This window comes from Acidimicrobiales bacterium, from assembly GCA_016794585.1.
Lineage (GTDB): Bacteria > Actinomycetota > Acidimicrobiia > Acidimicrobiales > DATDAH01 > JAEUJM01.
In genome coordinates this window covers 215,540-226,765 of record JAEUJM010000043.1, presented here as the reverse complement: position 1 = coordinate 226,765, position 11,226 = coordinate 215,540, and the positions used below count along the sequence as shown (strand labels likewise).

At 70.8% G+C, this 11,226-nt stretch carries 12 protein-coding genes; all 12 read left to right on the top strand.

Annotated elements, in window-relative coordinates:
* Nucleotides 1–4 precede the first annotated feature (4 nt).
* Entirely contained in the window at nucleotides 5–418 is a 414-nt protein-coding gene (locus JNK12_21735) for a roadblock/LC7 domain-containing protein (protein ID MBL8778570.1), read from the top strand.
* On the top strand, nucleotides 415–813 hold the full coding sequence (locus JNK12_21730; protein ID MBL8778569.1) for a DUF742 domain-containing protein: 399 nt from the start codon (nucleotides 415–417) through the stop codon (nucleotides 811–813). Before JNK12_21735 ends, JNK12_21730 begins: the two co-directional genes overlap by 4 nt.
* A 6-nt stretch (nucleotides 814–819) precedes the next feature.
* Complete coding sequence (locus JNK12_21725) at nucleotides 820–1,392, top strand: ATP/GTP-binding protein (GenBank protein MBL8778568.1); 573 nt, start codon at nucleotides 820–822, stop codon at nucleotides 1,390–1,392.
* 106 nt (nucleotides 1,393–1,498) lie between these two features.
* Nucleotides 1,499–2,188, top strand: coding sequence for a hypothetical protein (locus JNK12_21720; protein MBL8778567.1), 690 nt, complete (start codon nucleotides 1,499–1,501; stop codon nucleotides 2,186–2,188).
* Between the two features lie 47 nt (nucleotides 2,189–2,235).
* A complete protein-coding gene (gene ndk / locus JNK12_21715; GenBank protein MBL8778566.1) occupies nucleotides 2,236–2,646 on the top strand; it encodes a nucleoside-diphosphate kinase in 411 nt (136 codons plus the stop codon).
* A 104-nt stretch (nucleotides 2,647–2,750) separates the two neighbouring features.
* Nucleotides 2,751–3,761 (top strand): rod shape-determining protein, encoded by a 1,011-nt coding sequence (locus tag JNK12_21710; GenBank protein MBL8778565.1) that lies wholly within the window; start codon nucleotides 2,751–2,753, stop codon nucleotides 3,759–3,761.
* 12 nt (nucleotides 3,762–3,773) lie between these two features.
* Nucleotides 3,774–4,694 carry a rod shape-determining protein MreC gene (locus tag JNK12_21705; protein MBL8778564.1) on the top strand — a complete coding sequence of 307 codons (921 nt, stop codon included), beginning with the start codon at nucleotides 3,774–3,776 and terminating at the stop codon, nucleotides 4,692–4,694.
* Nucleotides 4,694–5,272: a rod shape-determining protein MreD gene (gene mreD, locus JNK12_21700; GenBank protein ID MBL8778563.1), complete on the top strand. Its 579-nt coding sequence runs from the start codon at nucleotides 4,694–4,696 to the stop codon at nucleotides 5,270–5,272. The genes JNK12_21705 and mreD overlap by 1 nt, the downstream gene beginning before the upstream one ends.
* Nucleotides 5,273–5,319: 47 nt before the next feature.
* The gene (gene mrdA / locus JNK12_21695) at nucleotides 5,320–7,326 is read left to right on the top strand and encodes a penicillin-binding protein 2 (GenBank protein MBL8778562.1); all 2,007 of its coding nucleotides are present in this window, start codon (nucleotides 5,320–5,322) and stop codon (nucleotides 7,324–7,326) included.
* Between the two features lie 7 nt (nucleotides 7,327–7,333).
* Nucleotides 7,334–8,491, top strand: a complete 1,158-nt coding sequence (gene rodA, locus JNK12_21690; protein ID MBL8778561.1) for a rod shape-determining protein RodA — start codon at nucleotides 7,334–7,336, stop codon at nucleotides 8,489–8,491.
* A 41-nt stretch (nucleotides 8,492–8,532) separates the two neighbouring features.
* Nucleotides 8,533–10,482, top strand: coding sequence for a TIGR03960 family B12-binding radical SAM protein (locus tag JNK12_21685; protein MBL8778560.1), 1,950 nt, complete (start codon nucleotides 8,533–8,535; stop codon nucleotides 10,480–10,482).
* The gene (locus JNK12_21680; protein MBL8778559.1) at nucleotides 10,479–11,213 is read left to right on the top strand and encodes a DUF2344 domain-containing protein; all 735 of its coding nucleotides are present in this window, start codon (nucleotides 10,479–10,481) and stop codon (nucleotides 11,211–11,213) included. Before JNK12_21685 ends, JNK12_21680 begins: the two co-directional genes overlap by 4 nt.
* Nucleotides 11,214–11,226: the final 13 nt, after the last annotated feature.

Genomic DNA, 11,226 nt, shown 5'->3' with positions numbered 1-11,226 from the left:
CACCCTGAGCGAGCAGGTGCGCAACATCAGCTGGCTGCTGTCGAACTTCGTCGACAGCACCGCCGAGGTGGAGGAGGCGATCGCCGTCTCCTCGGACGGCCTGCTCATGGCCATGTCGTCCAACCTGGACCGCTCGGCGGCCGACCAGCTCGCGGCCATCGTGTCCGGGCTGCGGAGCCTGGCCGACGGCGCCGCGCGGGTGACCGGGCGGGGTGGCCTGAGCCAGGCCATCGTCGAGATGACCGACGGGTACCTGTTCGTCACCGCCATCAGCGGTGGGTCGTGCCTGGGCGTGGTCGCGGGCCCGTCTTGCGACCTGGGGGCGGTGGGCTACGGCACCACGCTGCTCGTCGAACGGGTGGGCTCCTCCCTGACCCCCGAGCTCATCGCCGAGCTGAAGGGGGCCCTGGCCAGATGAGCGACGGCCACCCCGGTGCGCGTCCCATGCCCTCGAGGGCGGCAGCCGAGACCGGCGCGGGCGAGCACGGGGTCCGGCCCTACCTGATCACGAAGGGCCGCACCCGCTCGGCGCAGCTCGCCGGCGGGTTCGAGACCCTGGTGGTGATCACGGAACTGGGCCGCGAGCGCCTCGGGCAGATCGGCCCGGAGCACAGCGGCCTGTTGCACCGGGCGACGTCCCCCATCTCCGTCGCCGAGTTGTCGGCACGCCTCGTGCTGCCACTGGGCGTCGTGCAGGTCCTGGCCGGCGATCTGGTGGGCGGCGGGCTCCTCGCCCAGCACGCCGCGGCGGCCGGCACCGCCACCGACCCCGACCTGCTGCGACGGGTCATCACCGCGTTCGAGAAGATCTGAGGAGCCATGGCCGAGACCCACCCCCTTCCCATCAAGCTGGTGGTCGCCGGCGGTTTCGGTGTCGGCAAGACCACCCTGGTGGGCGCCGTGTCCGAGATCGAGCCGCTCACCACCGAGGCGGCCATGACGACCGTCGCCGCCCAGGTCGACGACCTCGGCGACGTCACGGGCAAGACCACGACCACCGTGGCGATGGACTTCGGCCGCATCACCCTCGACGGCGGGCTCGTGATGTACCTCTTCGGCACCCCGGGCCAGGACCGCTTCGGGTTCATGTGGGACGACCTCGTGATCGGGGCCCTCGGGGCCCTGGTGCTCATCGACAGCCGCCGCTTCGACGACTGCTTCCCGGCCGTCGACTACTTCGAGTCCCGGGACATCCCGTTCGTGGCGGCGGTCAACCAGTTCGACGGCGTGGCCCACCACAGCCTGCGCGACGTCGCGACCGCGCTGGACGTGAAGCCCGACGTGCCCGTGATCGCCATCGACGCCCGGGACCGCGAGTCGGTGAAGGAGTCCATCCTCGTGCTCCTGAACCACGCCCTCGACCGGGCGACCGGCACCATGGCCTTCGTCTGAGGCCCTGACCGCCGACCGGGCGCCGGCACCGGCCCCGGAGAGTTCCCCGGCATTCGCCCGGTGAACTCCTTGATCGCGGGGCCCGAACGGTCGATACGTGGGTCGTATGGGTTCGCTCCGGAGGTGGTGGCGCCGTGGAGGCGCAGAGCGTGGGGCGACCGGCGTCGAGTACGCCTTGATCGCGGCGCTGCTCCTGTTCGCCTCGCTCGGGGCCATCCAGGCCCTCGAGCGCAACGCCGACGACTACTACGACGACACCAGCAGCCGCATCGGCGCGCTACCGGGCACCGACGGGGCGTCGCCCACGGGGACGTCCATCCCCGGCGGCTCGTCGACCTCGACCACCGCAGCCCCCACCACCACGACCACGGCGGCGCCCACGACGACGACCACGACCGCCCCGCCCACGACGACCACGACCGCCCCGCCCACGACGACCACCACGGCGGCGCCGACCACGACGACGACCACGGCGGCGCCCCGCTCCTACATCAGCGGGACCTCCGCCAGCTCCGACACCTCGGGCAGCGGGTGGCGGCCGGCCATCACCGTGACCATCAAGAACACCAGCACCGGGGCCAACGTCTCCGGCGCCGTCGTGACGGTGCGCTTCACGCGGTCGAACGGCAACGTGCTCGGCACCACGACCTGCACGACGGCGACGAACGGACAGTGCCTCGCCCGCATCAGCGGCGTCTCGGACTCCATCACGCCCGTCACGGCGACGGTGACCAACGTGAGCTCGTCGCCGACCTGGAACGGCGCGACGGCGTCGCGCAGCCTTCCCCACCCGTGAGTCCCGGTTTCCGGGCAGCGGCCGACCTCCCGTAGGCTGCCGCCCTCATGGACCGAACTCTCGTCATCGCCAAGCCCGACGCCGTGGAACGCGGCCTCGCCGGGGAGATCGTCAGCCGCCTCGAGCGCAAGGGCCTCCGCCTCGTCGCCGCCGAGTTGCGCACGATCGACGCCGAGACCGCAGGGCGCCACTACGAGGAGCACCAGGGCAAGGGCTTCTACGACGACCTGGTGGCCTTCATCGGCCGCTCGCCGGCGCTCGTGCTCGTCGTCGAGGGCCCCGAGGACACCTACAAGGTCGTCCGCACGATGATGGGCACCACCAACCCCGCCGAGGCGGCACCGGGCACGATCCGGGGCGACTTCGGCATCGAGCTCACCGAGAACCTGGTCCACGGCTCGGACTCCCAGGAGTCCGCCGCCCGGGAGATCGCCATCTTCTTCCCCGACTTGGCGTAGCCTGGCGCCGGGCGGGCGCGGCCTCATTGCATTTGCGTTACAATCCCCCAAACCCGACTGCGGAGTAGGGGCGCTGGATGTCCGACAACCTGTTGACCACCGTGATGGGCCGCGACATGGCGGTCGACCTCGGCACCGCCAACACCCTGGTCTACGTGCGCGGGCGGGGCATCGTCTTGAACGAGCCTTCGGTGGTGGCCATCAACACCCGCGACGGCCGTCCGCTGGCCGTCGGCATCGAGGCCAAGCGCATGATCGGGCGCACGCCCGGCCACATCCAGGCCATCCGCCCCCTGAAGGACGGCGTCATCGCCGACTTCGAGATCTGCGAGAAGATGCTGCGCTACTTCATCCACAAGGTGCACCAGCGCCGGTGGGTGAAGCCCCGCATGGTCATCTGCGTCCCCTCCGGCATCACCGGGGTGGAGCAGCGGGCGGTGCAGGAGGCCGCCGAGTACGCCGGCGCCCGCAAGCCCGCCTACATCATCGAAGAGCCCATGGCCGCGGCCATCGGCGCCGGCCTGCCCGTCCAGGAGCCCACCGGGAACATGATCGTCGACATCGGTGGTGGCACCACCGAGGTGGCGGTCATCTCCCTCGGCGGCATCGTGGCCAGCCAGTCCTCGCGCGTCGGCGGCGACGAGCTGGACGACGCCATCATCCAGTACATGAAGAAGGAGTACAGCGTGGCGCTCGGCGAGCGCACCGCTGAGGAGGTCAAGATCCAGCTCGGGTCGGCGTGGCCGCTCCAGCAGGAGCTGAACGCCGAGATCCGCGGCCGCGACCTCGTGACCGGCCTGCCCAAGACGGTCGTGCTGTCCACGGGCGAGATTCGCGAGGCCCTCGAGGAGCAGGTCGCGGCCATCATCGACGCCGTGAAGGTCACCCTCGACAAGACCCCTCCCGAGCTCGCCGCCGACATCATGGAGCAGGGCATCATGTGCGCCGGCGGCGGCGCGCTGCTGCACGGCTTCCCCGAGCGGTTGGGCCACGAGACCGGCATGCCCGTCCGGGTGGCCGAGAACCCGTTGTACGCGGTGGCGCTCGGCTCCGGGCAGTCGCTCGAGGAGTTCGAGGCGCTCAAGGGCGTCTTGTTCTCCGCCAACCGGCTCTAGCCGGCCCCGGGCGTGGCACCCCCGCGCGAGCACGGACGCTCGCGCACCACCCTCGTCGTGCTCGTGCTGATCTCGATCACGGTGATCGCGCTCGACACGGCCAACCTCGGGCCGGTCAACAGCGTGAAGTCGGGGCTCGGCGCGGTCCTCAGCCCGGTGCGGGCGGTCAGCGACACCGTGTTCGGGCCTGTCGGCGACGCCTTCAACGGCGTGTTCAACCGCGACGACCTCCGGGCCGAGAACGAGGAGCTGCGCCGCCAGCTCGACGAGCTCCGCGGCGACCAAGCCCTGGCACAGCAGGCCGCCGCGGACCTCGACGCCATGCGTGAGGCGCTCGACCTCCCCGACGTGGCCGACATCGTGCGCACCAACGCCCGGGTGGTGGGCGGCCCGGTGTCGAACTTCGACCGCACCATCCAGATCGACAAGGGCGCCAACGCGGGCATCCGACGAGGCATGCCGGTGGTCACCGCGGCGGCGTCCGACGAGGTGCCCGGCCGTTCGGCCCTCCTCGTGGGTCGGGTCGTGGACGTCTCCTTGAGCTCTGCGCACGTGCAGCTCATCACCGATCCGGGCTTTCGCATCGGGGTCCGCCACGTGCTGAGCGGCGACATCGGCGTGGCCGAAGGGCGAGGGGAGGGCCAGAACCTCCGCGTCGACGTCGGGCTCGACGCAGCCACTGAGATCAACCCCGGGGACTTCTTCACCACCAGCGGGGTCGAGCGCAGCCTGTTCCCTCCGGGGATCGCGGTGGGTATCGCCACCGAGGCGGTGGAGGCTGCCGCCCCGGAGCGCGACGACCCCACGGCGACCACCACCACGAGCACCACGGTGGGTGCCGGCCGCGAGATCGAGCAGAGCATCGACCTCCAGCCGGCGGCCGACCTCGACCACCTCAGCTTCGTCTCCGTGATGCTCTGGACGCCGAGCTGATGGGCTCGCTCGTCGGGGTGCGCACGGCCGTGGTGGTGGGTCTCGCCTTCCTCCTCCAGGTGAGCCTGTTCTCCCGCACCCCCTTGTTCGGCGTCGTGCCGGACGTGATCCTGCTCACGGCCATCGGGATCGGCCTGGCCGGTGGTCCGGAGCGGGGTGCGCTCGCCGGATTCGCCGGGGGCCTCCTCTTCGATCTCACGGTGACCACCCCCTTCGGGCTCTCTGCGCTCGTGGGCGCTTCGGTGGGCTACGTCGTCGGTGGGCTCCAGCACGCGGTGCTCGGCAGCACCTGGTGGACCCCGCTGGCCGTCGCCGGCATCGCCAGCAGCGCGGCCACGCTCGCCTACGCCGCCCTCGGCGCCCTGCTCGGCAACCTCGAGTGGCTCAGCGTGCACTCGATCCTGGTGGCGCTCGGGGTCGGGGTCCTCAACACCGTGCTCGCCGTGATCGTGTTGCCGATCACCCGCTGGAGCCAGGGCGAGCCGCTGGGCCTCGAGCGGCTGCGCGTGCCCGAGGTGCTCACCCGGAGCCGGCGGGGGAGCACCCGTCGGAGGCGACCCCACCGCGGCGGCTGGTGATGTCATGATCGAAGGGTCCGTATCCGCGCTTTCCAGGGAAGATGGCTGTGGCCACTGAGAACCCTGGCCTCCGGCTGAGCGTCGTCGGCATCGTCGCGTTCTCGCTGTTCGCGGCGCTCTTCGTGCGCATGTACACGCTCCAGGTCGTGCAGCGCTCCGACTTCGAGCAGGTGGCCACCGACAACCGGTTGCGCGTCGTCCACGAGCAGGCGCCGCGCGGGCGCATCCTCGACCGGAATCAGCAGGTGCTCGTGGACAGCCACGAGGTGCTCCAGGTGATCGCCGACGTCCGGGTGCTGCCGACCGCGGAAGGCGAGCCCGAGGAGCGCGCCCGGGTGCTCGGCCTGCTCGCCGCACAGCTCACCAGCGAGGACGTCCCCGTGACGGTCGCCACCCTCGAGGAGAACATCGCCGACAACTTCATCGACCCCTTCGCGCCGGTACCGGTGGTCACCGACATCTCCGACGAGCAGATGGTCGCGGTCATGGAGCGCCAAAGCGACCTCCCGGGCGTCTCGGTGCGTCGGACGACCGTGCGCCAGTACCCCTACGGCTCGCTCGGTGCCCACGTGCTGGGCTACATCGGCTCCATCAGCCAGGAGAAGCTCGACCAGATCGAAGAGGAGACCGACGGCGAGAACCCGCTCGGGTACGAGCCCGGTGACGAGATCGGGCGCGCCGGCATCGAGGCGGCCTACGAAGACCAGCTCCGTGGGCAGCCGGGCGAGCTCGTCCTCGAGGTCGACGCGAGAGGCAACGTGGTGCGCACGGTCTCGCATGACCCGCCGGTCCCCGGCCATGACCTCATCAGCACCCTCGACGTCAACGTCCAGTCGCTGGCCGAGACCGAGCTCGCCACCCGGATGGACATGGTCAACGACACCTACGACAACGCCGGCGGCTCGGTGGTCGTGCTCGACCCCAACAACGGCGGGGTGGTGGCCATGGCCTCGTACCCCACGTTCAACCCCAACGACTTCCTCGACGGCATCAGCCAGGAGCAGTACACGCTCCTGAGCGACCCCTACGGGCCCAAGGCGCTGCTCAACCGGGCCGTGGCCGGCGAGTACGCCCCAGGGTCGACCTTCAAGCCCATCACCGCGCTGGCCGCGATCGAGAACGGCGTCCGGACGCCCGTGGACGCCGTCAATGACGTCGGGGAGTACCGGGTCCAGAACTGCGAGGGCGACACGTGCACCTTCGCCAACTCCGAATCCCAGCCGCACGGCGACGTGGACATGCGTCGCTCGCTCGAGGTCTCCAGCAACTACTACTACTACGAGATCGGCGACATCCTCTGGCTGCGCCGGGACGAGGTCGGCGAAGAGGCGCTCCAGGAGACCGCCCGCTCGTTCGGCTTCGGCACCCCCACCGGCATCGAGCTGGGGGAGGAGCGCGGCGGGGTGGTGCCGACGCCCGAGCGCAAGGCCAACAACCACGAGGAGAACCCCGACGCCTTCCCGTACGGGGACTGGCTGAGCGGTGACAACGTCAACCTCGCCATCGGCCAGGGCGAGATGCTCTCGACGCCGCTGCAGCTGGCCAACGCCTACGGCGCCATCGCCAACGGGGGCACCGTCTGGCGTCCCCACCTCGCGACCGCGGTCGTCGACCCCATCGCCGACGGTGCCCAGCTCCAGGTGCTCGACCGGTACGAGCCCGAGCTCCAGGGGCGCTACAACCTCACGCCCGAGATCCGCCAGCCCATCGTCGACGGCCTCGTGGGCGTGACCCAGGGGGCCGAGGGCACGGCGGTCGGAGCGTTCGAGAACAATCCGCCCGGCTGGCCCGTCGGCGGCAAGACCGGCACCGCCGAGGTGACCAACAAGCAGAACACCTCGGTGTTCGCAGGGTTCGGCCCGGTCCTGCCCGACCAGCCACCCCAGTACGTCGCGGCCGCGATCCTCGAGCAGGCCGGTTACGGCGCCGACGCGGCGGCGCCCATCATCGCCCGCATCTTCGCCGGCATCGCCGACCCCGCGCAGATGCCCATCGCCCCCCGTGCCGCGGACGTCCTCGGCGCCGATGCCGCCGCCACCTCGGCCACAGGATGACGATCTGATGACCGCCCCCGCGTCGCTCGCCCGCCGGTCGCTCGGCCCGACCCGCTCGACGGTGCCGACCCCGGCCCGCCACGTCGACTGGATCCTCGTCGCCGCGGTGGTCGCGCTGTCCCTGGTCGGGGTGCTGATGGTGTTCAGCGCCACCAAGGGCCCGGGGGGCGAGACGCCCACCACGACGTTCTTCCTCCAACGCCAACTGATGTTCGCCGTGCTCGGCTGGGGGGTGATGGCGGCGGTGGCGTGCGTCGACTACCGCCACTACCGGGACTGGGCCATTCCCATGGCCATCGCGGCTCTCACCCTGCTCGTGCTCGTGATCTCCCCGCTCGGCTCCGAGTCGAACGGCGCCCAGGCCTGGTTCGAGCTGGCCGGCTTCCAGCTCCAGCCCTCCGAGTTCGCCAAGATCGTCTTCATCCTGGGCATGGCCGCCTTCCTCACCTACGACCGGGCCGGTGGGCTCGACGGGCGTCGGCTCCTCATCGCCTTCGGCATCGCGGCCGTCCCCATGGGCCTGATCATGTTGCAGCCCGACCTCGGCACGGTGCTGGTGTTCGTGTTCGCCGCCCTCGGCATGATCACCGTGGCCGGCGTCCGCCCCCGGCACCTCGCCATGGTGGCCCTGGTGGCCATCGTGGGGACGGTGCTCATCTTGAACTCACCGATCCTCAAGGCGTACCAGGTGGACCGCCTCACGTCCTTCGTCAGCCCGGACAGCGACACGCAGGGCGCCGCCTACAACACCAAGCAGGCGGTGGTCGCAATCTCCGGTGGCGGCCTGACCGGCCAGGGGCTGTTCAACGGCCAGCAGACCCGCCTCAACTACGTGCCCGAGCAGCACACCGACTTCATCTTCACGGTGGTGGGGGAGGAGCTCGGCTTCGCCGGCGGGGCGCTCGTGCTCGGGCTCCTCGGGGTGATCGTCTGGCGCATCTGGCGGACCGCGCAGCTGTCGCGGGACGAGTACGGGATGCTGGTCTGCGTCGGCGTGCTCTCGATGGTGGTGTTCCAGGTCTTCGAGAACGTGGGCATGACCATGGGCATCATGCCGGTCACCGGCATCCCCCTGCCGTTCGTGTCCTACGGCGGTTCGGCCATCCTGACCCAGAGCGCCGCCCTGGGCCTGGTCCTCTCGGTTCACATGCGCCGGTTCGTCTGATCAGGGTGTTCGGGGGCGTTCGGGGTACGATTCGACGCACGATGTCAACTGTCTGGCCCGAGCTCGAACCGCTCCTGGGCCGGGTGCAGAAGCCGGCCCGCTACATCGGTTGTGAAGACGGCGCCCGCGTGCCGCAGCACGGCCCCGGGCGTGTGGCGTGGCTTCTGGTCTACCCGGACACCTACGAGATCGGTCTGCCCAACCAGGGCCTCCAGATCCTCTACGAGATCCTGAACGAGCGCCCCGACGCGGCCGCCGAGCGTTCGTACGCGCCCTGGACCGACCTCGAGGCCGAGTTGCGCGCGCACGACGTGCCCCTGTTCTCCCTCGAGACCCACCGCCCGGCCGGCGAGTTCGACGTCATCGCCTTCAACCTCTCGGCCGAGCTCGTCTATACCAACCTCCTGAATTGCGTGGACCTCGCCGGCGTGCCGGTGCGCAGCGCCGACCGCGGAGACGAGCACCCCTTCGTCGCCGCCGGCGGCCACTGCACCTACAACCCCGAGCCCCTCGCGGATTTCCTCGACTTCGTCGTCCTCGGCGACGGCGAAGAGGTCGTCGGGGAGATCAACGAGGTGCTGGCCGAGGGTCGCGCCGACGGGAGCTCCCGGGCGGACATCCTGCGGCGCCTCGCGGTGGTGAGCGGCGTCTACGTCCCCTCGCTCTACGAGTCCACCTACGACGACCACGGCCGGTTGCTGGCCACCACCCCCGTGCACGCCGACGTCCCCGAGCGCGTCGAGAAGCGCACGGTCGCCGACCTGGCCGAGTGGCCCTATCCGTCGACCCAGCTCGTCCCCCTCACCGAGGTCGTCCACGACCGCCTGAACGTCGAGGTCTTCCGCGGCTGCACCCGCGGGTGTCGGTTCTGCCAGGCCGGGATGATCACCCGGCCGGTGCGAGAGCGCCCGGCCGACCAGGTGCGCACCATGATCCAGGACGGCCTGCGCCGCACCGGCTACGACGAAGTCGCCCTCACCTCGCTCTCGACCGCCGACTTCAGCGGCATCGAGGGTGTGGTGGCCGACACCGTGAACGACCCGATGAACTGCGGGCAGGTGTCGGTCTCGTTGCCGAGCCTGCGGGTGGACGCCTTCACCGTCGGCATCGCCGCCGAGGTGCAGAAGGCCCGCCGCACCGGCCTCACCTTCGCCCCCGAGGCCGGCACGTGGCGCATGCGCCAGATCATCAACAAGCTCATCCGCGAGGAGGACCTCTACTCGGCGGTCGAGTCGGCCTACTCGCAGGGCTGGCGGCGCATGAAGCTCTACTTCCTGATCGGCCTGCCGTCCGAGACCGACGAGGACACCCTGGGCATCGCCGAGCTGGCCAAGCGCTGCGTCGAGATCGGCCGCAAGTACCACAAGGGCCCGTCGGTCACGGTGTCCGTCGGCGGCTTCGTGCCCAAGGCCTTCACGCCCTTCCAGTGGTTCGGCCAGAACACGGTCGACGAGCTCACCCGCAAGGTCAACCTCCTGCGAGACGCCGTCCGCCACGAGCGGGGCGTCCAGCTGAAGTGGCACGACCCCCGCGCCACGCTCATCGAAGGCGTCATGAGCCGGGGCGACCGCCGCCTCGGCCCGGTCATCGAGTCCGTCTGGCGGGCCGGCGGGACCTTCCAGGAGTGGTCCGAGCACTTCGACCACCAGCGCTGGCTCGACGCCATGGACGAGCACGGCCTCGCGGTGGACGACTTCGTCCACCGCCACCGCACCGAGGGAGAGACCCTGCCCTGGGACCACCTCTCCGCCGGGCTCCACAAGGACTTCCTCTGGCAGGACTGGCGCGACGCGCTCGACGAGGTCGGCCTCGAGGACTGCCGGTGGACCCCCTGCTACGACTGCGGCGCCTGCACCGGCTACGGCATCGAGCACATCGTCGCCTCGGCCACGCCGCCCGCAGGTGGCAGCCAGGGCACGGGCCAGGACCTCGCCACCGGCCACGAGGTACCCGTGGTGCTGTTGGCCCGCGACCCCGTGAGGGCGGGATGAGGGTTCGCGCCCGCTTCACGAAGCGCGGCAAGGTCCGCTTCACCAGCCACCGCGATCTGGCCCGCATGTGGGAGCGCGCCCTGCGACGGGCCGAGCTGCCCATGGCCTACACCCAGGGCTTCTCGCCGCGTCCCAAGATGCACTTCGGCCTGGCCCTGCCCACCGGTGCCGAATCCGAGGCCGAGTACCTCGACTTCGACATCGCCGAGCCCGCCGAGGGCGGCCCCGACGACCTCGACGTCGCCACCCTGCCCGACCGGCTCACCCCCTGCCTGCCGGTGGGGATCACCGTCGACGCCGCCGTGATCGTCGACACTGGGGTGATGTCCCTGCAACAGGCGGTCACGAGCTGCACCTGGCGGCTCGACGTCGGGGGCACCACCGCACCACAGGCCGCGGCCGTCGTGGCCCGCGCCCTCGCCGCCGACGAGCTCATCGTCACCAGAGAACGGAAGGGCAAGGCCGTCACCGACGATCTCCGGCCCTACATCCTCGCCCTCGCGGTCACCGGGGAGACCCCTGACGAGGTCACCCTCGAGACCGAGCTGGGCACCCAGCCCCGAAGCCTGCGGCCGTCCGAGCTGCTGGCTGTAGTCGACCCGACGCTCACCGAGCGCCGGGTCTGTCGAATTCACCAGTGGGTGACGCTCGACGGCGTCCGCAGCGAGCCGCTCTCGCTCGGCACGCCTGTCGCGGCACCCCCCGCGCACGCCGAGGCGCGTGCGTCATGAGAAGGGAACCTCT

Excerpts from the sequence above, each read along its gene's own strand:
- JNK12_21725 (MBL8778568.1), top strand. The coding sequence starts at position 820 with ATGGCCGAGACCCACCCCCTTCCCATCAAGCTGGTGGTCGCCGGCGGT.
- ndk (MBL8778566.1), top strand. The coding sequence starts at position 2,236 with ATGGACCGAACTCTCGTCATCGCCAAGCCCGACGCCGTGGAACGCGGC.
- JNK12_21710 (MBL8778565.1), top strand. The coding sequence starts at position 2,751 with ATGGGCCGCGACATGGCGGTCGACCTCGGCACCGCCAACACCCTGGTC.
- JNK12_21680 (MBL8778559.1), top strand. The coding sequence starts at position 10,479 with ATGAGGGTTCGCGCCCGCTTCACGAAGCGCGGCAAGGTCCGCTTCACC.
- JNK12_21730 (MBL8778569.1), top strand. The coding sequence starts at position 415 with ATGAGCGACGGCCACCCCGGTGCGCGTCCCATGCCCTCGAGGGCGGCA.
- rodA (MBL8778561.1), top strand. The coding sequence starts at position 7,334 with ATGACCGCCCCCGCGTCGCTCGCCCGCCGGTCGCTCGGCCCGACCCGC.
- JNK12_21685 (MBL8778560.1), top strand. The coding sequence starts at position 8,533 with ATGTCAACTGTCTGGCCCGAGCTCGAACCGCTCCTGGGCCGGGTGCAG.
- JNK12_21720 (MBL8778567.1), top strand. The coding sequence starts at position 1,499 with ATGGGTTCGCTCCGGAGGTGGTGGCGCCGTGGAGGCGCAGAGCGTGGG.
- mreD (MBL8778563.1), top strand. The coding sequence starts at position 4,694 with ATGGGCTCGCTCGTCGGGGTGCGCACGGCCGTGGTGGTGGGTCTCGCC.